Here is a 21,825-nt window from a genome sequence, read left to right as displayed (position 1 = left end):
TCGCTTCTGAAATGAAACGCATTCGAGAACAGCTTCCTCCGATCAGAACAAAAACACACCAATAAAAAGTTAATCACAAATTCTGTGGATAACTCTGTTAGTGCCTTCAGGAAAACCCTCAACACCTGACAAACCATAGCCCGCTGCAAATCTGATTATTTTTTAACCAAATCCAGAAAATGCCATAAAGAAAAAATAATTATAAAAATCTATTTTCATTCTCCAAAAACACCTATATATTTCGCGTTTTTCTAACCGTCCGATCAGACAAAAAATCTGAACACCGCTTCAGATTTAACGAACGCAGTACTGATAAAGGCAAAGGTAATTTATGTTCAGCAGGGACTTCCTGGAAAACTACTTTGAGTTAAAAGCCAATGGTACGACCGTCAAAACCGAGGTTATTGCCGGTTTAACCACGTTCATGACCATGGCCTACATTCTCGTGGTCAACCCGTTGATTCTCAAAGATGCCGGCATGGATTTCGGCGCGGTGTTCACGGCTACCGCCCTGTCTGCCATTATCGGTACTCTGATCATGGCCGTTTGGGCCAAACTGCCTTTTGCTTTGGCGCCAGGCATGGGGCTGAATGCCTTCTTCGCGTACGGCGTTGTGCTGGGTATGGGATATTCCTGGCAGATGGCGCTGACTGCGGTGTTCCTGGAAGGCATTATCTTTCTGGTGCTGACGGCGTTTAATGTTCGGGAAGCCATTGTTAACAGTATTCCCCTCAGTCTGAAGAAAGCGGTATCCTGCGGTATTGGTTTATTCATTGCATTTATCGGCCTGCAGAATGCCGGTATCGTTGAAGCCAATCCAGCAACGCTGGTTTCCGTGGGCGAGCTGACCAATCCAAAGCCGATGCTGGCGATGATTGGCATCCTGGTCACTGGCCTGCTGCTGGTGAAAAAAGTACGTGGCGCTCTGCTGATCGGTATTATTGCGACCACGCTGATCGGTTTCCCTCTGGGCGTAACTTCCATGCCGGATTTCAGTAATGGTCTGACACCACCGGATATTTCACCCATCCTGTTCCAATTCCAGTGGGAGCACGTGTTCACCACGGATATGGCAATTATCCTGTTCACCTTCCTGTTTGTGGATATGTTCGACACCGTTGGCACTTTGGTTGGCGTTTCCACCAAAGCCAATATGTTGACCGAGAAAGGCGAAGTACCTAACTGCAAACAAGCGCTGTTTGCCGATGCCGTTGCCACCACCGCGGGTGCATGTCTCGGTACCAGTACCGTAACAACCTTTGTTGAAAGCGCTACCGGCGTTTCTGAAGGCGGTCGTACTGGCCTGACAGCATTGGTCGTTGCCGGCCTGTTCCTTGTCGCTTTATTCTTGTCGCCACTGTTTTTGATGGTGCCAGGTGCAGCGACGACGCCTGCGCTGGTTCTTGTAGGGCTGTTTATGTTATCGCCCATCAAAGAAATTGATCTGGACGATTACAGCGAATCCATCCCGGCATTCCTGACTCTGCTCTTTATGCCACTGACCTACAGCATCGCCGAAGGCATTATCGTGGGTATTCTGGCCTACATTGTGTTGAAAGTGCTCAGCGGTAACTATCGCCAAGTGTCTGTTGCCTCGTTTATTGTGGGCATTCTCTGTCTGGCCAAGATCGTAATGTAATGACGTTCTGACAATCCGCACTTCAACTCCCTTTCGATACGGCTCATAATATGAGCCGTTTTTATTTGATGCCCGGTACCATGTCCTTAGCAGCAGTCCAACCCGAACGATATGAAGAACAACTGGCCCAGAAGGCCAGCATGGTTCGCAATGATTTTTCCCATTTCCCGATGCCTGAGCTGGAGCTATTTCGCTCCAAACCCGAGCATTACCGGATGCGGGCAGAGTTTCATGTCTGGCATGAAGGGGATCACTGCTACTACTGCATGTTTAACCCGGACACCAAACAACGTTTTGAAGTGACTGAATTCCCCAGTGGTTCAAAAACCATCAACCGCTTGATGATGCCGCTGATGGAAGCCATCATAGCCAGTGATCACATGAAAAGACGGCTGTTTCAAGTAGAGTTCCTGACCACACAAACAGAAGAAGCCTTGGTTTCACTGATTTACCATCGTCAGCTCAATGAAGAGTGGCAACAGGAAGCCTACGCGCTGCAAGAAAAGTTCGGCATAAAACTCATTGGCCGGGCCAGAAAACAGAAACTGGTGCTGGATCAGGATTTTGTCACCGAAGCACTGACGGTCAATAGCGAAACCTTCCGCTATACCCAGGTGGAAAACAGCTTCACTCAGCCCAATGCCGGCATTAATGAACAAATGCTCACTTGGGCCAGCACTATTTCCAGAGAGATCACCGCGCAACAACCTGGCGATTTGCTGGAGCTTTACTGCGGGAACGGGAATTTCACCTGTGTACTGGCAAAACATTTTGACAAAGTGCTGGCTACGGAGATTGCAAAAACATCGGTCAACTCCGCCCGGAAAAACTTCGGCCTGAACCAGATAGAGAACGTGCAAATCGCCCGCCTTTCCAGTGAAGAGTTTACTCAGGCCATGAATAAGGAGCGAGAGTTCCGACGGTTAAGTGAGATTGATCTGGATAGCTATCAATTTTCAACCATTCTGGTGGACCCACCAAGAGCCGGCCTGGATGAAGGCACCGAAAAGCTGGTGCAGCGATTCGACAATATTCTGTACATTTCTTGCAACCCGGAAACTCTGAAGCAGAATCTGTCAACCATTTGCCAAAGCCATACCATTGAAAAAACGGCACTTTTTGATCAGTTTCCCTACACTCATCACGCTGAGATGGGCGTTCATCTAAAGCGTAAATAAGACCGCCCGCACTCCCCGGCAATCGCCTACCTTGAAATTAATGTTCAAGGAAGTTCACCGGGGTAGTCACAGTGAAGAACTCAATTTTTAAAGCCTGCACACTCGCCATTGCTTTGCTGATCAGTGGCTTCTCCATGGCCGCCCAATATCATCAGGACGGCTACATCAAAACCTCCGTACTTTTTATCGCCTATGACGAGAGTGAAGCCAGAGCCTTTTTGCAAATTCAGGAGCAGCTGAAACGGGTGGGAGTCTCCTACCGGGTTGTGGCCATGGGTAAAGCCGTGCAGTTTTTCCGTAACGATCCGGCATTAATTGATGAAACTCGATTAATTCACAATGAAGGCGTCAGCGACAATCGTAACCATAGGGTTAACCACAAACTGGTTTACAACGTGCTAGACCGGATTAACGCTCGGATTCTTTATACCGGCATGTCCAGCCGGGCTCAGGCTCAGTTTGCCAATGTGGCACAGCTGGAAGGCTCCAAGGTCATTGCCTTTTACAACGGCCTGAACACATTCGATCAAGCGTTGCAGGTTAAGCCATTTTTGGATGAGATCCGATACGCTGATGAAGTTCATGTTCCAAGCAAGTCGATTGGCTTAAGCTTCAAGGATATTGCCCGCAGCAAAGGCGCTACAGTAAAAATTACAGGGTTGCCCGTAATGGAAGCGGACATGAAGATGCATAAAGACATCGACACCCGACAACTCCGAAAAACTCTAAAAATCAAGGCTAGGCAGAAGGTTGTGCTCTTTCATGGCGGCTACCACAAGCACTACCCTGCCGCTTTAAAGACTTTTCTTCACGCGACTCGCATGATGCCAGAAACCCTTTTTCTGGTGACTTTTGACCCTAGATTAAATGGTACGCTGGAAGAAAGCCTGATCAATGCCATTGCCGGAGAAAATGTGCACTTGCTGCACTATGGAAACTATCCCGATGCGGCTCTGCGCTCCATATCCTCCACAGTGATTGTCAACAGTGTCAAAGACGCCATTACTGCCAGTTTTCATGGTAAGCCGGTTATTCTCATGAACACTTCCGGCATGGAGGTCAGTGATCAACAAGTCGCCATGCAGGCAGCCTCGCCGGACGAGTTAGCCAAGTGGCTGTCCTCAAAAAGAACAGCCACTCCGACCCAAGATATTCCAACCAATATGGATCGAGCCATTCTAGCCCAGATTATTTACGACCTGCGGAGAATGGCAGAAGAAAAGTAAATTATGCCTCCCTGTTCTTTATGATTTAAGGACAATGTGGTCTACTCATATTGTGACGGATTTGCTTTAAAGGCCTGCAATGGGTGCTCTAAAACCCACTTTTTCGATGCTTGCAAAAACGGCTGTGTTGCTCACGGTCGTACTTAGCGCGCTCATCGTTATTTGTAATCTAGTGATCACCACTTCAACGGATGATGCGCTCTATAGCAATATAAAGTCACTTCCCCATAACGAAGTGGGTGTTTTGCTGGGCACCAGCAAATATTCCCGACAAGGCGGTGTGAACGACCATTATCGTCTGCGGTTAAATGCTGCTTTGACACTGTATCAAGCCGGTAAAATCGACTACATCCTCATTAGTGGTGATAACGCAACTCGTTACTATGATGAGCCCAGCACGATACGCCGAGATCTCTTAAAGCTGGGAGTTCCTCCAGAAAGGATTTATCGCGATTACGCGGGCTTCCGCACTCTGGATTCCGTTTTGCGCGCTCATCACGTTTTCGATCTGGAAAATTTCACCATCATCTCTCAGGCACCCCATAATCAAAGAGCCCTGTATATTGCACGTAATCATGATATTGATGCGATCGCTTTTAATGCCGGGGAAGGAGAAGCATCGGATTTAACCAATAAAACCCGGGAAATCCTGGCTCGGGTACTGGCTGTAATGGAAGTACATTTATTGAATACGGGGCCAAAATTTCTGGGGCCACCGATCGAAATAGGCGTTACTCCGCCAACATGAATTACAACTGTATGTTGAAAAAAGAAGACCGCTTGATATATCGACGAAACTTCTCCATGGTGCCTGGAAACCATTTGTCCAAGCGGTAAGTTTCCCGATAAATTTCATCGACCATCCTTGGATTTTGATAATCATTGAACACAACGCCCACCAGCGACACATCATTCTGAGTCAAACGATCCAGCGCTGTTTTAAACTGAGTTTGCTGCGTGACACCGGCCATGACCATGAACACCGCTCCATCGACCATAGCGCAAACCGTCTCTGCAGGAATGTTATTGCGGTTTCGGGCATTGACTGGAGAGGTATCAAAAATCACCGCATCGTAATTCTCCAACCAGTGCTGCATCAGTTTGCTCATGGTGGCAATATTTCTGAAACGAAGTATATCGCTGTCACAGGGAGCGGGGAGTACATCTAAATTCAGATCATTGGTTCTCATAATATTGGCATCAGCAGACTGTGCGGTAGGAAACCAGTCGGTATGCTGATGCCCTGAAATATCACCCAGTTCAGGGTGCAGCATATTCACTTCCACCAGCAGGGTTTTCTTGCCATCCAGCTCACTGCGCTTGCTCAATGCATAGGCCAGCGTGCTGCATCCTTCACCGGGGTTTGCTGCCGTAACCGCCAGTGAACGCATCCCTTTACCCAGGCTGTTGCTGTAGATCTCTTCTATCTCAAGGTAGTTAACTGGCAGCTTAATCATGGTGAAAACCACCCCAGGTTGGTTAGCAATAACAGCACGTTTAGTATCCCTCCGGTATCGGTCACCAGACTATTAAAACTACGCCAGTTAGACTGGGATACCTCTGGAACAAAGATTGTATCTCCAGCTCTTAGCACTGGCAGACTTTCTCCATCCGGATCTTTCATAAAATCCACCAGATCAAATGTGCTGGCACGACTCTCTTCACAACAGGAATTATTTACTATCAGAATTTTTTCGATATAAGCGGTTTCATTTGGCCCTCCCGCTTCCGCCAGTAAGTCGAGAATGGTCATATTCGTGGTGAATTCATAGCGTCCGGAAGTCGCCACTGCGCCCATAATTCTGACGGTATCTTCCGGCTCCTGCTCCGTCCACTTTCGAGATCTGGATGCAACGAAAATGGTATCTCCAGACTTTACTTTCGGCAGCAGGCTTTCATCACCGGTTTCAAAAAAGGTCAGTAAGTTCACTTTGCTCACTCTAGGCGAGCCTTCATTTCGGTGAATAACCCTGAGACGACTTAAATCAGCCTCCCTGTTGGGGCCTTCCGCTGCAGAGAGGATATCCAGAAACCCAAGATCTTTATTAAATGCGTATCGCCCCGGCTGAATGACAGCACCCATAATATAGATAGAGTTTTCTTTAGGAAGTTTTACCCAGTTAGCGTTGTTATCAACGGGTGACTCCGGAAGTTCCGGGATCACAAGCGTCGTCCCACCTGCCAGTTCGGGCAACTCATCCCAGCTGCCACCGGATTCCATAAATGACTGTAAATCGAATTCAGTGACTGAGCGCTGGCCATCGCTTTGCACAATAACCTTCACATGAGCAAGATCAGCACTTTTGGTGGGGCCACCGGCATTACTGATGTAATCAATAAAATCAACCGTCTCAGACCAATCAAAACGTCCTGGGTTTCTCACAGCACCCAGAATTTTCACCGTTTTATCAGTGGGCGTTTTAAACCAGGTTTTTGCCTCATCATCCGGATTCTTTTCCGGAAAAAAAACAGCATCACCTGCCTCAATAGTCGGGAGATCGCTGCTATGCCCTTCCGTGAAAGACAGCAAATCGAAGAGCTCTACCTCTCCGTTTTGACGAAGAACTCGAACCGAACTGATATCTGCATAACGATTAGGGCCACCAGCATCAGCAATCACATCCAGAAAACCAACACCTTCTACCGCTTCAAAAGCACCAGGGTTTTGCACCTGCCCCATGACATACACAGTTCGGGCACCGGCAGATATGGTGTCCAACTGAATAGGCACATAAATGGTAGAACCAGGCAATAAGTCGGGAAGGTCCTCTTTCAAACCACTGTCCAGAAACTTTTTCAGATTAAACATCTTCGGCTTAGAACCGGAAAGAACACGAATCCGCTCAACATTGGCATAACGACTAACACCGCCGCCCCTTAAAATAGCATCCATCACATTAACCCCTTCATGGAAAGGGAAACTTACCGGCGTGAGCACCTCACCGAACACTTTAATGACCGATCGATCCGATACGGAGTCCACACCTGAGTCTCGGGGTTCGCCATGCACATTACTTAGCCCGGGAGATGATGGCACAAAGATTTCATCCAATGACATGAGTTCTGGAATAACTTTCTCGTCGCCGGTATCCAGATAACGCTTAAAGTTAAAAGTGGTTATTTCTTCACCTCTTCTGAGCTGCAATTTATCCAGCTGAGCACCATCGACAAACCCTCCGGCTTTATTAATTGCTGTTTGAATATTGTCATTACTGGACAACTCAACCTCTCCGGGGTTATCGACAAAGCCTAACACGGTAATTAGCAACCGCTTTTCTCTTAACATAATGGAGAGTTTGTCGAGCCCCAAAAACATTTCGGACATCTGCTGAGCAATCAATATCTCTGCCTGATGGAGTTTCATGCCTGCGACTTTCAACTGACCGATTTCCGGCAATTGCACAGTGCCGTCACGATCAATAAGAAAATCCTTGTTAAACCCTTCTTCTCCTGGCAGTTCAATAAATAGGATGTCACCAGCCTGCAATAGATAGGTGTTGAGCTTGTTGTTCGTTTCCAGAGTATCATTGGGAAGGTTCAGTTTATTAATGGGAGTAATTGCGGCTTCTGAAAGATCAGCCTGTTCAGAGTCAGGCTCAGGTATAGTAAGGCTTTCTTTCTCTGTGGATTCAACAATCACGGCCGCCTTTTTCAAAGAGATAATCACAACGTCATTGTCCTGCAGAACAAGACTTCTTTGTGGAGCCTCCTGATAACCTATATTGACACCGTTACGAATGACCTCGTAATGCGCATCAAAGACGCTGTCATTAAACAGTCCGTACTCACTACCAAGCAGGTCAACTGTATCGCCTAATGAAATGCTGTATTCTCCAGGGGAGTCAATATCCCCCATCACTACAATCTTCACAACCTTTATCACTTCACTGGCCAACATCGGTGGAGAAAAGAAAACACACAGCAAAAGAACCCTTAAGCCATACTCTAAGGCCTTAAAGCTCCCTTTATTTTCGCAAAGCATTTTCATTACCGACTCCGAAGTAATAACGGTAAACTCTTCGGTTGCGCCCAACCGCCTAGTCCCAGAACAGAATCTTCCTTACCTTTCGTATTCTGTCTGGTGTTTTCCAAAATCAGGTATTGAAGAGGACAGCCCGTAGTTTCAGCCTGTCTTTCAAGTCGTTGCCGAATGTCATTCAACAATATAAATGTCTGCTCAAGTCTCTTTTCAGCTTCCTTTAACAAACGTGTATCCATCGTCAGGTTTATTTGCTGGTACTCCTCCTGAATGTGGTTCATCCGGGCTGGAAGGCAATATTGCCCTCCCACTCTGACTAACTCCTGATACCGATCTTTACTAAGAGCCAATAACGTCAACAACTCATTCTGGTGGAGACGCTCTCCAACCATTTCTGGCTTGACTGACAAGCTGTACTCTCTTTCAGAAACTGACGGCCACAACATCGTGCACGCAGAGAACATAGGCACACTTAAGAAAAAAAGTATTTTTATACTTCTTTTAAAGAAAGTGTAAAAATCATCAACTTTATTAATCTTTCCCAATTAATCTTTCCCAATTAATCCTTCCCAATTAATGCTTCCCAAGATATTCTTCAATACTTTCATATTGCTTGATCGCTTGACTGATCCTGAGCATTGTCAATAATTCGTCAGCCTGACCATTAACGCCAAGCAAACCAAGATTCCGACTATTCATTCTCAGTCGCTTATAAAGAAAAACTAACGCACCCACTCCAGAGGAATCAATCTCACCCATTTCACTCATATCAATAAGCACATCACCGGCGCCATCCTCAATCAAACCTTCAAAATACCCTTTAATATCATTCACCGTTCCTGAATCAAAATCATCATGTAATTCAACCACATGACAATCATTCGATTGATAAGTCGAGTAATCCATCAATCATTACCTCAATATCCATAAACATCCAATTAAAACAATCTCCACATAAAATCAGACTAGCCAATCAAAATTCAAAAAATGGTAATCAAAAAAAAAATGACGGAAAGAATTATATTTATCCAACCAATAAAACAATCAACAATTTATTAAAAACAAAACCTATAGTTAATTAACAAGACATTTAAGAAGTTAAGATAAAACTTATTCAGACCTCATGACGTGCCCAAGTATTTCTGAATAAATGGCGGAAAGATCATTTCACCTTATGGATACGAAAGAAGGCACTCCCGGTCAATCGCAGCTTTCCCACCAACTGCTGAAAGTGGTTTTGCTTTGTGCCTGTCTTCTTGGCGTGCTCCTCAGCCTTGTTCAAGTATTTATTGAAGCCCGCCAGACCAGTATCGCCATTGATAAAAGAGGTCAGGAAATTCTGGCCATGATCCATGAGCCTGCTCATAAGGCGTTGTCGCGCTTTGATAATAAGATGGCTCAGGAAATCTTGAACGGCGTGATGGAAGTATCATCCGTTCGGGCTGCCGCCATAAGGCTTGAAGATCAATCACTGCTGGCCAGAACGGAAAGACCGTTATCCCATTCCCGCTATCGCCTGCTGACCGATGCTATTTTCACCCCTATAAGAACGTTTCGACACTCAATGAGTGCGGACTCACATGCCCCGTCCGCCTCAGGTGAAGTGATACTTCATTTTGATACGGCTTATGAAGGAAAGTCGTTTGTTCAACGCTCGGTCACTATCGTTCTGGTGGGTTTGGTCCGCGCGATTACCATGGCGCTGGTATTATTTTTCATTTATTCCACCTTACTGACCAAGCCATTGAACCGGCTTATTTTTCACCTCACAGGCATCAACCCTGAACACCCCGGTAAGGCACAATTACCCATCCCGAAAGGACATGAAAAAAATGAACTCGGCCTCTGGGTGGCCACCGCCAATAAGTTATTACATTCCATCGATAAACATTACAGCCTGCGACAGAAAGCAGAAGAGCGCATTATGCGCCTTTCCCAATACGATTACCTGACCCGACTGCCCAATCGACGTTCTTTGCAAAAGCATCTGAACCGGCTCATTAAAAAAGCGAATAGCAACGATAGCATGGCGGTGATCTGCCTGGGTCTGGACGATTTCAAATCCCTGAATATTCAGTTGAACTTTAATGCGGCAGAACATGTACTGGTAAAACTTTCCGATCGCTTAAGAAACCATGTCAATAACTCAACCTATCTGGGTCGGCTGGGAGAAGATCAGTTTGCCATTATCCTGACAAATGTGGGCCAGCCCTATGAAGCGGCCGAACTGACTCAGTCCCTGCTGCAGGAATTTGAAAAACCGTTTGTAATTAATGACGAATTTCTCACCGTCACTGCCACAGCAGGTATCACTCTGTTTCCTAATGATGGGGATAATGTGGATAAACTGCTGCAGCAGGCCGAGTTTGCCATGATCATGGCGAAGTCCCGTAACCGCAACCGTTACCAATTTTATATAGCCACCATCGACAGTGACATCCGCCAACGCAAACGGCTGGAAATGGATCTGCATCAGGCACTTGAGAAGCAGGAACTCAGTCTGGTGTATCAACCACAGTTCAGCTGTGAGAATGGTGAGTTGGTCGGTGTCGAAACATTGATTCGCTGGCATCATCCTGACAGAGGTTTAATCTCGCCTGACCTTTTTATCCCCATGGCCGAGCAAAGCATGGATATCATTCCCATTGGCAACTGGGTACTGGAAACGGCCTGCCAGCAATTAAAGCAATGGCAAAACAGTGGCTACCATGGGTTGCGAATGGCCATCAACCTTTCCGCCGTCCAGCTTCAAGATCCCGATATCGTTGACCGGGTGATTTATCTTCTGAACAAGTACCAGTTTTCCCCGGATGCCCTGGAGCTGGAAGTCACCGAAACCTTCATCATGGAAGATGTTGAGATCGCCAAACTGCAATTGAACCAGTTAAAGAGTTTAGGTATCACCCTGACACTGGATGACTTCGGCACTGGTTATTCTTCTCTGGGGTATTTGAAACAATTCCCCTTCGATAAAGTGAAAATTGATAAGTCCTTTATTGAGGGGTTGCCAGAACATAAAGAAAACGACGCCATTGTTGATGCCATTATCCAGATAGGCAAAAGCTTTGGCATGGTCGTACTGGCGGAGGGTGTTGAGACTCTGGAACAGGAACTGTGCCTGAAAGAAAAAGGCTGTCAGGAAGGACAGGGTTATTACTACGGCAAACCACTGCCTGCAGACGCTTTCATCGAGCACTTAACTAACCTCGACGTATTGCCAAGGATACCCGGGAGAGCCAATGGTTGATCAGCCAATCGTTCTGCTTCTGGACTCACGGCAACCCGGTGGGATTGAGAGTCATGTTTTTCAGCTGGCCAGCGCACTTAAACGCAATCGCTGGCTCATAGAAGCCTGGTTTTACCGGCGATATTCAGTACTCCACCCCCTTGAAGTAGAACTCAATGACGCCGGCGTGAAGGTTAGATATCTCAATGGCACACTCCGCGAACTGAACAAGGCCATAAAAGACACCCGCCCTCTGGTTCTCCATACCCACGGCTACAAAGCAAACACCCTTGGCAGGGTAGTAGGTCTAATCAATAGAATCCCCGTTGTCTCAACGTTTCATAATGGTGACCGGGGCACCGGAAGAGTTCGGCTTTATACCCTGCTGGATGAACTGTCTTCAGTGCTTTCTCAAAATATTATTGTGAATAAAGAAATGGCTCGCCGGTGGATTCATCGTCCGATTAAGCTCAGTAACTTTATTCAAATTCCGGAAAAACAGCTCCACTCGGGACAGGCTGTTGCCTTTGTGGGTCGACTGAGTCACGAAAAAGGACCGGATCTTTTTCTGCAACTGGCCAAGCATCAACCAATGCTCTCCTTTCATATGTATGGTTCCGGCCCTATGGCCTCCAAGCTGAAAGAGCAGGAAGTCAGCAATGTTGCGTTTATGGGACAGGTGACTTCCATGAATACCCATTGGCGGGATATCGGTTTGCTTTGCATCACCTCCCGGGAAGAAGGGCTACCCATGGTGGCACTGGAAGCCATGGCCAACGGCATTCCAGTCATCAGTTTTCCATTGGGTGGGCTGCCAGAGCTGATTACTCAAGGTTACAACGGTTGGACAACACCACCTGGCGATTTAATGGCCATGAGCAGTCTTGTGCAGTTCTGGATGTCGCTGCCTGAGGTGGTGAAACTGCAACTGGGTCAATCGTGCAGAGATACGATTTCCCGAGAGTATTCTTCACGCACCATTGTACCGGGTATTCTGTCGGTCTACCGGCAGGCCATCGACATAAAGGGACAGCCGGTACCGGAACTTTTTTCTAAGCAAACACTCAAAAATTCGGTCAATCACCAACAGGACAACACGCTTCCTCCCACGTCATCCACCCACGGTTAGGTTTTATGGATACTGGTCGCCACGTTATCAAAGGGTTAAAAGCAGGTGCCGTGCTCAGGCTTTTGGCTCAGGCATTCACCTGGATCAATACCCTGATTCTGATACGACTGCTCACGGAAGATGATTATGGCCTAATGGCCATGACCATGGCGTTTATCGGCATATTCGCCCTGATGGGCGATCTGGGCATGGGGAAAACGCTGATTCAGGCTGAAAGCCTGAGTCCTCTGAAACTTCGCCAGGCGTTCACCCTGAACCTGATATCTGGCTTGACCTTCTTCTGCCTTTTTTATTTTTCGGCTCCGGTCATTGCCACTTTTTTCAATGAACCACAAGTAACATTCCTTATTCAAGTGGCCGCCTTACAGTTTTTGATCCTGATTTTTCATACCCTGCCCAGCGCTTCAGCCAGTCGCGAAATGCTGTTTAAAGAGCGGGAAAAAGTTCAGTTTTGGGCAACACTGATGACCAGTGTTTTGACTCTGGCAATGGCAGCTGCCGGCTTGGGTGTCTGGTCGTTAATTTGTGGCCACTTATTTATGCGATTGGCATTAACCATTGGCTTTAACAAAATTTCACCCTGCTGGGCCTGGCCGACACTTAACTTTCATCAACTGTCGTCTTTGAGCACGTTCGGAGGCATCACCACCACCAATGATCTGCTGCGGTATTTTTTTCATATCTTTGGCAACCTGAGTATCGGACGACTGCTGTCTAAAACAGAGTTAGGTATTTTCTCCGTCGCCCGAAATCTGGCCAACTTGCCCAGTGATAAGATCGGTGAATTAGTGAATCACATTGGTCTGTCCTCCCTTGCCAAGCTGCAAAATGATCGAGGATTCGCGGGGCTGTATTTGCAGAAATCCATCCAGCTGGCAGGTCTGATTTTATTTCCGGTCTACTTTGGCTTGTGTGCAATAGCACCGGACTTTATTCCGCTGGTGCTGACGGACAAATGGACTTCAGTCGTCGTTCCTTTTCAGATCCTCTGTCTCTCCAGCCCATTTCGCTTGCTCACCGAGCTGCTCTCTACCGGCGTGACGGCTATTGGCAAGCCTGGCTTAAACAGCCGAGCTCTGTTCTACACACTGATGACTTTACCCGTATTTATTGGTGGTATTCAGTTTGGTGTTGAAGGTGCATGCTGGGCATGGCTCGGTATCACTCTCTTCAGTTTTGCCTGCCATTTGCGACTCATTCTCCCGGAGTTCAAGGTTCGTACTCTTACCATACTCGCTTGCCTGTTTCCGGGATTTTTATGTTCAACCGTTATGCTCGCAGGCCTGTTATGGGGAAGGAGTGAAATTACTCAGTCATGGTCTGCTCTGGTTTCAATGTTCACGATTGGCAGCGCTGGTCTTTTAATTTTCATATCGATGCAGGTTGTTTTGTTCCGCCCATTTTTTTTCAAAACCCTCCTGTGGTTAAGGCACTAGGTGGTTAATATGCAGCTACTTAATATGCAGCTACCCGGTATCGAGCGACTCTTTCTCAACCGTTACCAAACCATCACCGTTGCCGCCTATTGTCTACTGGCTGCACTGCCTGCCGTGATCATGCCTCACCCTCTGGCATTAATGCCTCTGGCCGTGATTCCTCTGGGAATGATTTTTTTACTGAAAAAACCGTTTGTAGTCTGTCTGATATTTATACTGTTTTCATTTTTCCGATTGCATGAAGTGATCCCCCAATTAACGCCTCTTAAAATCCCTTTATTAACCGCCCTGAGTTCTTACTTTGTATTGGCATGGCACATCATCCTGACCCAGAAAGTAAAAGTCTACTGGCGGCAAGAACACTCAAAGTTTGCCCGTTTCTTTTGCTGGGTGGTGATTGGTATCGCATTTTCCAGCTTTCCCCCCTCATCCTTTGAAAGCTTTACCAGCGTCTATATGAAAATCGGAATCATGGTTCTGGCCATATCATGGTTGATGACGGAGTACTGGCACTTCAAATTGACTCATTTGCTAATCATCTGCTCTGGATTAATTGTCGGTGGCGTCACACTTTATAACAATGCCAATGGTATCGGGATGGTGGAGGAAACCCGTGTCACCATCCCCGGTACCAGCCTCGGTGACCCAAACGACCTTTCTCTGGTACTGAGTTTTCCTATGAGTTATGCCGTGGCGGTCGTTACCACAAAAGGTACCGGACGATTTCTGACACTGCTTGGTCTCATCGGTATTGTGGTTTTCGTCGCATCCATTCTTGCTACCCAGAGCCGGGGTGGTTTGCTGGCAGTTCTGGCAGTGTTCGGCATTTTTGGTCTGCGCATCATCAAATCAAAGCTGCTGCTGGTCAGCATTGGCTGCTTCGCTATCGTTGTCTTGATGGCTGCGGCGGGCATTAGTGATCGTAAATCCGGCGGAGCCCAGGAAGAAGGCCTGGATGAATCGTCCATGGCTCGTATCCATGCCTGGGAAGCGGCATTCAATATGGGGCTGCGCAATCCGATGACCGGTGTTGGGTTATCGATGTATCTGGATAATTACTGGGACTATGCCACACACAGCCGTGCAGAGGGCAAGGCTCACGTTACCCACAGTACATGGTTTCAGGTGATGTCCGAATCCGGCTTTGTTGGATTTATTTTATTCACCGGGATGCTGGTTGCCATCTTCTTATCCATACGGAGGTCAATAGCCAAACTGGATGAGCAACAGGAATCGCCGGATTACGATCCCCATATGTCGGCCATTGCCGTTGGCACGTATGCCGGACTGGCGGGATTTTGTGCTTCTGGTTCATTTTTGAGTATGGGGTTTCTATGGCCCGTTTATATTATGACAGCCATCAGTATTGCCATCGCCCAATATATGGATACTCACCACACTTCTAAAAACACAATAAGTTAAAAACTATATTTACTAAGTACCCGGCCATATGGAATCGAATATTTCTGGCTTGTTGATCAGGCTCTCTGCAAGGCGCAACAGCGGGAGCATAGCGAGCTATGTGACCAGAGTTGCAACGCAGTCAGAGGGTCTGATCAATGAGTCAGAAAATATGATTTCATATGGTTGGGTACTTATTGATGGAATTAAAACCGGGTTATAAAGGAAGCAACCCTATGATTAGCAGCCTTAAAGTACGAATAAAAAATAGCAACTCGCCTTTAGCAAAGTTAATCACTTCCAGCGGTTTGTTCATTCGATATTTCACCTTTCCAACCATCAAACCATTCCACGGGGGGCTCTATTGGCTGCACAAATCAGTCACCGGGCTGACAGGTTATCTGCTGCGCACTTTTTACTGGACACCTCTGTTCAAATCTCAACTCATCAATGACCCAAAATACCTTTACCTTTTTTCAGGAATGCCTCTATTGCTAGGTAACTTTCAAATATCCATGGGCGATCATTGTCGAGTTTCCGGTCATACAACCTTCTGTGGCAGAAGCTCTCCATCCCCTGCAACACTGGTCATTGGAAATAATGTAAGCATCAATTGGCAAAATGAAATTCTCGTCGGCAATCGTATTATCATTGGCAACAATGTCCGTCTGGCTGTGAAAGTCCGCCTTGTTGGTTACCCCGGTCACCCGGTTGATCCGGTAGATAGAGCAAACGGCCTGCAGGACACACCTGACCAAGTAGGCGATATTATTCTAGAAGATAATGTCTGGCTGGGTGCCGGGGTCTCGGTCATGGGTGGTGTCACCATTGGTGCGGGAACCATTGTCGCCACCGGCAGCGTAGTCACTAAAGACCTTCCTCCGGGTGTTCTGGCTGGTGGCATACCGGCCAAAATCATTAAAAAACTACCGACAGGATCAGAGGCTTCCCATGACTGACTTTGTTGTTTTTGCGGAAGACTGGGGCGCCTTTCCTTCCAGCACGCAGCATCTTATTCGACATTTAATGCCAAAGCATCGAGTTATCTGGGTTAACTCCATTGGCCTTCGAGCACCAAAACTTACCTTCAGGGATACTAAACGATTATTCCTTAAAGCCTGGTCAATGTTCCGCCATAACCGTCAAAGACCTAAATGTCACAATGACACAAAGAACCCTTACATCATTGAACCGCTTGCCCTGCCATTTCACCAATTCAAAATCGTACGAAAACTGAATCAATACTTGTTATCACAACAGATTAACAAAGCGATTAAACAACAGAGCTTTAGCCAGATCACCCTTTGGATATCACTGCCCACCGCTGCTGATTTAGTTAACTGCTTTGGGGAAAAAAAAATCATTTATTACTGCTGCGATGATTTTGAAGCCTTGGAGCACGTGGATCACCAACCGGTGTCTCTATTGGAGCAAGAACTGGTGCACAAAGCCGACCTAATTGTGACCGCCAGTCAGAATATTGCAAAAAAATTCCCTGCCCATAAAACCGTAGCCCTACCTCATGGCGTCGACTATCAATTATTTTCCACACCCACTGATGCACCCAAAGATACGCCAAGCTCGGGGTGTGTAGCTGGTTTTTATGGAACCATCTCCTCCTGGATTGATACCGAATTATTATCAGCTACTGCTAAAAACATGCCTCAGTGGCAATTCATTCTGATTGGTTATGCCAAAGTGGATATTACACTGCTGAAAGACCTCCCGAACGTGCACTTTCTGGGTTTTAAGCCTCACCACGAACTTCCTGCGTATGTCCAACATTGGGATGTCGCACTTCTGCCCTTTCAAAGGAATCCGCAAATTGAAGCTTGTAACCCGCTAAAGCTGAAAGAATATCTGGCTTCTGGAACACCGGTGGCTGCCACCCAATTTCCCGCTGCTGAAGAATACCAACATGCCATTGCGATCCAATCGCCGGGAGAAGATTTTGCCAACGTCATTACCCGAGCCTACTTACAACAGGACAAAGCGGCATTCCGACGCCAACTAGTTGCAGACAAAACCTGGCAAACCAGAGCTGACCAGCTGGAAGACCTAATAGAAAAACAGTGACTACACTTAAAATAATGCGCAATAAATAACTGTTTTTTTGAGAGTTTCATTAAGCGCTTTATCAAGAATGTATCAATAAAGGATGGCATTAAAAAAAGAGTGCCATTAAAACAGTCATCTTTATTTATCTCAGCAGGTTCTCTGTCGTCATAGACAGAAAATCGTCTGTTCTGGATGTTTAAACAGACTTCACTGTTTTCAAGTGATTAATCATTCAGGAAATCAAGTGGCCAGAATGAATGGATTCAGACAACTCACCTTGGTGTGCACCTTAATGGTAACCGGTTGCCAGACGTCGCCTGATTTCCAGGAATTGATGAGAAGAGAGCAAGCAAAAGCAACGCTGAAAAAGCCCAACGGTGTTATCCATCAAATGCAGGCTGCTGCAGGATTACCCGCTGCGGAAAATGTCTATAAGCGTCGTTTATCCCTAACGTTCCAACCTGATGAATTAACAGCCAGCCAGCAAAATGCTCAGCTGATCCATTTTTTCTTCAGCTCGTTACCAACCAGCATGAGATTAAGTGTTGTTATTTCCGTTGCCCCCTCTTCGGCAAAAGAACCGTTTAAAACATTGAAAGATTCATCCACCCGATTGCAAAGCCTTAAAACGATCTTACACAGTTATACGCCTCATATTGAGTTGATCTATCAGCCAAGCATGACCATTGATACTGCCGGCATTCACGTGACGGGCATCCCTGTTTCAGGAGCATCCCATGTCCAATGAAATCCTGAAAAACCTGTTTAGACTGCTCAATGCTGGCTGGCGTCGGCGATACACTATTTTCATTCCGGTACTGATCATGCCGATGATTGGCGTTTTCGTCAGTTTCATTGCGCCAAAATACTACGAAGCCCATACCACGATTCTGCTTCAGGACACCACAGCACTGAACCCGATTCTGGAAGACTTTTCCGTTTCAACCAATCTGGAAGAGCGACAGTTAGCCCTGAAATTACTGTTAAAAAGCCGCAAAGTATTGAAAGGCGTTGCTAATGCGGCCGGCTTTATTGATGAAACGTCTTCCCGTGAAGACGTTGATGAAGCCATCGACGAACTTTCCCGTTCTCTCTCTGTGGTATTTGGTGGCGAACTGATAAAAATCTACTACCGAAGCAAACGCAAAACTGACATTAAAGAACTGCTCACCAAAGTGACAAACCACTTTCTGCATCTGGTTCAGGCACCGCAAAAATCTTGGCAATCAGCTTCCACTGAGTTTTTGAAGGAGCAGGTGGAACTGCGCCATCAGGAACTCTCCAAATCAGAGTTGAAGCTGTCTTCCTACAAAGCGGAATACGCTCTGGAGCTTCCGGAACTGCACAAAGCAAACGTCACCCGTCTTGCCGAGTTACGTCAGTTATTGATGGAAAAAGAAACCGAACTGGCCGGGGCACAGGCCGCTATGACGGAGTTTAATGGCAACCTCGCACAAACCAACCCGGTCATCGGCAAACTGGAAGAACGGATTATCAATATCCGAACCCAGCTGAGCATGCTGCGTTCCCGGTACACTGAGAAGCACAGTAAAGTTCAGGCAACCGTTCGGGAGCTGGATCGCTTGAAATCAGAGCGCCAAAGAATGATTTCCGAAAGCAGTAAACTGAAAACAGAAGATATCCAGCGACTCTGGAATCTTGCAGCGTCCACGCCCACCGTCGCTGGAGAAAATCAGCAAGGGCAGACCACTATTCTTGCATCACAGTTACAAGCCGTTCAGGAAGCCAAGGCAAAGGTGACGAGTCTGAAAAACGAGGTCAAAAATATCAAAGACCAAGCCACTCACCTTCAGGAAAAAGTACAGGAATTTGCCACTATCGAACGGTCGCTGATCGAACTCGAGCGAGATTTCACTATCAAGCAAAAACTGTACGATGATTTTCTCAATCGCTATGTGATGGCACAAGTTACAGCAGACCTTAGCGTCTATGAAGAAACAGAAAGAGTTAAAATTATTGATGAGCCGTTCAACCCAAGCAGCCCGAACCAACTGCCCACCGCGCTGTTTGTTGTTGCTGGCTTATTTGCCGGGCTTGGCATTGGCACCGGCTTAGCGGCTATTGCAGAAATTTCTGATACCACGTTACGTTTGCAGGATACCGTTGAGCGCATATCCGGCATTCCGGTACTTGCCAGAATTCCAGCTGTGCCAGAAGCCCCCGCCCTGATCTACGATGCTGGAAAAGATGGATTCAATGATGGAGAGGCAGCTTCATGAGCAAACCTTTAGTCATTGCACAGATCGTTCAGCACCTTGCTCCCGGCGGCATTGAAACCATGGCGATTCAGCTTCAACACCATGCTCAAGATGACGACACTGTCCACATCATCAGTTTGCAGGGTAGCCAATCAGCATCCATAAACGCCTGGAATAAATTAGCCACTCTTCAGAATATTCACTTTTTGGATAAATCCAGAGGCCTTAGCCTGAAAACCATTGTGCAATTGAAAACGCTCTTGAAACAATTGCAGGTGGATATTGTGCACACACACCACACGGGGCCTCTGATTTATGGTGGTATCGCAGCAAAGCTGAGCCAGTGCCGACATATCCATACAGAACATGATGCATGGCACTTGAACCATAAAATAAACAGGCTATTGGTAAGCGGTTGTTATCATCTTCTGCAGCCAAACGTCGTCGCTGTTTCAAAGCTAATCGCTTCTAAAGTAGAGAAGCTCACTGGTTACAGAAAACCTGCTGTGATTTTTAATGGGGTTGATACCAAGCTGTTTTCTCCAGGTAGCCAAACCACAGCCAGAGAACAACTAAGTCTGCCAAAAGAAGCCATGATCATTGGCTGCGCTGCACGCCTAACGGCCGTGAAATCTCATGATCTATTACTCAACGCGTTAACAGAACTCCCTGACTCAGTACACGCAGCACTGGCTGGAGACGGCGAACAAAAAGAAGCGCTGCATAATCTCACCAACCTCTTAGGCCTTGAAAAGAGAGTTCACTTTTTAGGCAACCTCGACAACATGCCCGCATTTTATAATGCCATTGATGTTTTTTGCCTGACTTCACGAAATGAAGGGCTTCCCTTTTCTCTGCTGGAAGCTCAAGCCTGCCAAAAAGCTGTAGTCGTCACAGATGCTGGCGCCTGTCGAGAAGGCGTCAATACAGAGAGTGGTTCCATTATCGCTATTGATCATTATGAAGGCTTAGTTAAGGTGCTCAGAAAACATATACCGCTTTCCACCCCTGCCGGTACAGCAGCATCAGCAAGAGCCTTTATTGAAAGCACCTTTGGTCTGACCAGAATGATCAATGAATATCGCCGTCTTTATCTGGAGGCAGCATGACAGATCAGATACTGATTTCTATTTTCGTGCTGTCCGTCGCCATTATTGGTTACCACTATATTATTTACCCGGTATTACTGTCTTTTATTAATATCACCCGCTATTCATTGCCAAAATACTTCCATCGTAATTACATACCTTCGCACAAAGATGAAGCCTTACCTTCCATACACATCATTATCCCCGCCTATAATGAAGAGCGTTATATCAAGGATAGAATTCTCAACCTGGCCATTATCGATTATCCAGAAGATCGATTTAAAATAACTGTAATATCCGATGGCTTAGAGGACGATACCTACAGGGCTGCACTTAATGCAGTATCACTTCCTGAGTGCAAACATCTGAATATTGACATTCACGCTCTGGAAGAAAATATTGGCAAAATCGCTATCATCAATCAGTTTGTACCCGCCCAGAATTCAGACATTGTCGTTTTATCAGATGCCTCCGCAATCACCTCTATTAACTGTCTTCTGATTATTGCTGCGTACTTCCAACAAGATAAACGTATTGGTGCTGTCTGCGGTAACTACCAGTTTGTACCAGCACAGTCTTCAGGTGAGCAGGCCTACTGGAACTATCAACGTAGAATTAAAATACAAGAGAGTATGCTGGGTTCAACCATTGGCCTGCACGGTGCATTTTATGCCTTTAAGAGCGAACTTTTTCAGACTATTCCCCATGACACCATCAACGACGATGTTATTTTACCGCTCAGCATTATTCGTCAAGGATTCAAGTGCCTTTACGACCCAAGACTGATTACCATTGAACTGGAACCTTCCTCAGATCAGATGAACTTTCAACGTCGCGTTCGAATTGCGGCGGGAAATTTACAGCAGTCCATTCGGAATATGGATCTTTTATTGCCCAGACATAGACGATTCGCCTTCAGTTTTTTCTCTGGAAAATTCCTCAGACCCTTCATCCCACTGTTACTAATTTGTAGTTTTATATCCTCAATTCTATTAGCGACAGAATACCTGTTTTTCTTGTCAGTTATTTTTATCCTGCTAGCCCTGACCACAAGCACTTTATATTACTTACTGACAGGCTCTCAACCGGATAGCAAAATTGCGAAAACGCTGTTTTACATTGCGGCCGGTCATATTGCCATGACTCTCGGGGTTTTCAGTTACGTATTTCATTCGCCCCATAAACGATGGCGAAAAATAAAAAGTTCACCCCGTCTTGAAGAACCTCGTAATTAAGGAGTGTACTT

General features: G+C 46.5%; 18 protein-coding genes. 14 read left to right on the top strand and 4 right to left on the bottom strand.

The features are described from left to right. The first annotated feature begins 331 nt into the window (after positions 1–331). The 4 genes from Q1B11_RS07215 (at position 332) to Q1B11_RS07200 (ending at position 4,791) form a co-directional block, all read left to right on the top strand. Positions 332–1,639 carry an NCS2 family permease gene (locus tag Q1B11_RS07215; RefSeq protein ID WP_299729837.1) on the top strand — a complete coding sequence of 436 codons (1,308 nt, stop codon included), beginning with the start codon at positions 332–334 and terminating at the stop codon, positions 1,637–1,639. 50 nt (positions 1,640–1,689) lie between these two features. Further along, complete coding sequence (gene trmA / locus Q1B11_RS07210) at positions 1,690–2,817, top strand: tRNA (uridine(54)-C5)-methyltransferase TrmA (RefSeq protein ID WP_366139440.1); 1,128 nt, start codon at positions 1,690–1,692, stop codon at positions 2,815–2,817. A gap of 71 nt (positions 2,818–2,888) precedes the next feature. Then, on the top strand, positions 2,889–4,043 hold the full coding sequence (locus Q1B11_RS07205) for a hypothetical protein (protein WP_299729834.1): 1,155 nt from the start codon (positions 2,889–2,891) through the stop codon (positions 4,041–4,043). Between the two features lie 172 nt (positions 4,044–4,215). Next, complete coding sequence (locus Q1B11_RS07200) at positions 4,216–4,791, top strand: ElyC/SanA/YdcF family protein (RefSeq protein WP_299729832.1); 576 nt, start codon at positions 4,216–4,218, stop codon at positions 4,789–4,791. A gap of 1 nt (position 4,792) precedes the next feature. Here Q1B11_RS07200 and Q1B11_RS07195 read toward each other — a convergent pair whose 3' ends face one another. The 4 genes from Q1B11_RS07195 to Q1B11_RS07180 are packed head-to-tail and all read right to left on the bottom strand — an operon-like array spanning position 4,793 to position 8,928. Continuing rightward, complete coding sequence (locus tag Q1B11_RS07195) at positions 4,793–5,500, bottom strand: CpsD/CapB family tyrosine-protein kinase (RefSeq protein ID WP_299729829.1); 708 nt, start codon at positions 5,498–5,500, stop codon at positions 4,793–4,795. Next, a complete protein-coding gene (locus tag Q1B11_RS07190) occupies positions 5,497–8,031 on the bottom strand; it encodes an SLBB domain-containing protein (protein ID WP_299729826.1) in 2,535 nt (844 codons plus the stop codon). The genes Q1B11_RS07195 and Q1B11_RS07190 overlap by 4 nt, the downstream gene beginning before the upstream one ends. After that, entirely contained in the window at positions 8,031–8,567 is a 537-nt protein-coding gene (locus Q1B11_RS07185; RefSeq protein WP_299729823.1) for a hypothetical protein, read from the bottom strand. The genes Q1B11_RS07190 and Q1B11_RS07185 overlap by 1 nt, the downstream gene beginning before the upstream one ends. Before the next feature lie 28 nt (positions 8,568–8,595). Next, positions 8,596–8,928, bottom strand: a complete 333-nt coding sequence (locus Q1B11_RS07180) for an STAS domain-containing protein (RefSeq protein ID WP_299729820.1) — start codon at positions 8,926–8,928, stop codon at positions 8,596–8,598. 268 nt (positions 8,929–9,196) lie between these two features. Between Q1B11_RS07180 and Q1B11_RS07175 the strand changes: the two genes are divergently transcribed. The 10 genes from Q1B11_RS07175 to Q1B11_RS07130 all read left to right on the top strand — a co-directional run bounded on the left by Q1B11_RS07175 (position 9,197) and on the right by Q1B11_RS07130 (position 21,814). Beyond that, on the top strand, positions 9,197–11,269 hold the full coding sequence (locus tag Q1B11_RS07175) for a GGDEF domain-containing phosphodiesterase (RefSeq protein ID WP_299729817.1): 2,073 nt from the start codon (positions 9,197–9,199) through the stop codon (positions 11,267–11,269). Next, positions 11,262–12,377 (top strand): glycosyltransferase family 4 protein, encoded by a 1,116-nt coding sequence (locus Q1B11_RS07170; protein ID WP_299729814.1) that lies wholly within the window; start codon positions 11,262–11,264, stop codon positions 12,375–12,377. The genes Q1B11_RS07175 and Q1B11_RS07170 overlap by 8 nt, the downstream gene beginning before the upstream one ends. Before the next feature lie 5 nt (positions 12,378–12,382). After that, positions 12,383–13,813 carry a lipopolysaccharide biosynthesis protein gene (locus tag Q1B11_RS07165; RefSeq protein WP_299729811.1) on the top strand — a complete coding sequence of 477 codons (1,431 nt, stop codon included), beginning with the start codon at positions 12,383–12,385 and terminating at the stop codon, positions 13,811–13,813. 9 nt (positions 13,814–13,822) lie between these two features. Then, positions 13,823–15,235: an O-antigen ligase family protein gene (locus tag Q1B11_RS07160; RefSeq protein WP_299729808.1), complete on the top strand. Its 1,413-nt coding sequence runs from the start codon at positions 13,823–13,825 to the stop codon at positions 15,233–15,235. Positions 15,236–15,450: 215 nt separating this feature from the next. After that, the gene (locus Q1B11_RS07155) at positions 15,451–16,173 is read left to right on the top strand and encodes an acyltransferase (RefSeq protein WP_299729805.1); all 723 of its coding nucleotides are present in this window, start codon (positions 15,451–15,453) and stop codon (positions 16,171–16,173) included. After that, positions 16,166–17,290 carry a glycosyltransferase gene (locus Q1B11_RS07150; protein ID WP_299729802.1) on the top strand — a complete coding sequence of 375 codons (1,125 nt, stop codon included), beginning with the start codon at positions 16,166–16,168 and terminating at the stop codon, positions 17,288–17,290. Before Q1B11_RS07155 ends, Q1B11_RS07150 begins: the two co-directional genes overlap by 8 nt. A 235-nt stretch (positions 17,291–17,525) precedes the next feature. Further along, on the top strand, positions 17,526–18,020 hold the full coding sequence (locus Q1B11_RS07145; protein ID WP_299729799.1) for a hypothetical protein: 495 nt from the start codon (positions 17,526–17,528) through the stop codon (positions 18,018–18,020). After that, positions 18,010–19,512 carry a Wzz/FepE/Etk N-terminal domain-containing protein gene (locus Q1B11_RS07140; RefSeq protein WP_299729796.1) on the top strand — a complete coding sequence of 501 codons (1,503 nt, stop codon included), beginning with the start codon at positions 18,010–18,012 and terminating at the stop codon, positions 19,510–19,512. Before Q1B11_RS07145 ends, Q1B11_RS07140 begins: the two co-directional genes overlap by 11 nt. Then, entirely contained in the window at positions 19,509–20,600 is a 1,092-nt protein-coding gene (locus Q1B11_RS07135) for a glycosyltransferase (RefSeq protein ID WP_299729793.1), read from the top strand. Before Q1B11_RS07140 ends, Q1B11_RS07135 begins: the two co-directional genes overlap by 4 nt. Next, entirely contained in the window at positions 20,597–21,814 is a 1,218-nt protein-coding gene (locus Q1B11_RS07130) for a glycosyltransferase family 2 protein (RefSeq protein ID WP_299729788.1), read from the top strand. Before Q1B11_RS07135 ends, Q1B11_RS07130 begins: the two co-directional genes overlap by 4 nt. Positions 21,815–21,825 lie beyond the last annotated feature (11 nt).

This window comes from uncultured Endozoicomonas sp. (assembly GCF_947495845.1).
Taxonomy (GTDB): domain Bacteria; phylum Pseudomonadota; class Gammaproteobacteria; order Pseudomonadales; family Endozoicomonadaceae; genus Endozoicomonas.
The sequence above is the reverse complement of the archived record's forward strand: the minus strand, read 5'-3'. Positions and strand labels throughout refer to the sequence as shown.

Bases quoted from the DNA above. Each gene is read 5' to 3' on its own strand.
- Q1B11_RS07215 (WP_299729837.1), top strand. From the start codon at position 332: ATGTTCAGCAGGGACTTCCTGGAAAACTACTTTGAGTTAAAAGCCAAT.
- trmA (WP_366139440.1), top strand. From the start codon at position 1,690: ATGAGCCGTTTTTATTTGATGCCCGGTACCATGTCCTTAGCAGCAGTC.
- Q1B11_RS07195 (WP_299729829.1), bottom strand. From the start codon at position 5,500: ATGATTAAGCTGCCAGTTAACTACCTTGAGATAGAAGAGATCTACAGC.
- Q1B11_RS07190 (WP_299729826.1), bottom strand. From the start codon at position 8,031: ATGAAAATGCTTTGCGAAAATAAAGGGAGCTTTAAGGCCTTAGAGTAT.
- Q1B11_RS07180 (WP_299729820.1), bottom strand. From the start codon at position 8,928: ATGGATTACTCGACTTATCAATCGAATGATTGTCATGTGGTTGAATTA.
- Q1B11_RS07175 (WP_299729817.1), top strand. From the start codon at position 9,197: ATGGATACGAAAGAAGGCACTCCCGGTCAATCGCAGCTTTCCCACCAA.
- Q1B11_RS07170 (WP_299729814.1), top strand. From the start codon at position 11,262: ATGGTTGATCAGCCAATCGTTCTGCTTCTGGACTCACGGCAACCCGGT.
- Q1B11_RS07165 (WP_299729811.1), top strand. From the start codon at position 12,383: ATGGATACTGGTCGCCACGTTATCAAAGGGTTAAAAGCAGGTGCCGTG.
- Q1B11_RS07160 (WP_299729808.1), top strand. From the start codon at position 13,823: ATGCAGCTACTTAATATGCAGCTACCCGGTATCGAGCGACTCTTTCTC.
- Q1B11_RS07155 (WP_299729805.1), top strand. From the start codon at position 15,451: ATGATTAGCAGCCTTAAAGTACGAATAAAAAATAGCAACTCGCCTTTA.
- Q1B11_RS07150 (WP_299729802.1), top strand. From the start codon at position 16,166: ATGACTGACTTTGTTGTTTTTGCGGAAGACTGGGGCGCCTTTCCTTCC.
- Q1B11_RS07145 (WP_299729799.1), top strand. From the start codon at position 17,526: ATGAATGGATTCAGACAACTCACCTTGGTGTGCACCTTAATGGTAACC.
- Q1B11_RS07140 (WP_299729796.1), top strand. From the start codon at position 18,010: ATGTCCAATGAAATCCTGAAAAACCTGTTTAGACTGCTCAATGCTGGC.
- Q1B11_RS07135 (WP_299729793.1), top strand. From the start codon at position 19,509: ATGAGCAAACCTTTAGTCATTGCACAGATCGTTCAGCACCTTGCTCCC.
- Q1B11_RS07130 (WP_299729788.1), top strand. From the start codon at position 20,597: ATGACAGATCAGATACTGATTTCTATTTTCGTGCTGTCCGTCGCCATT.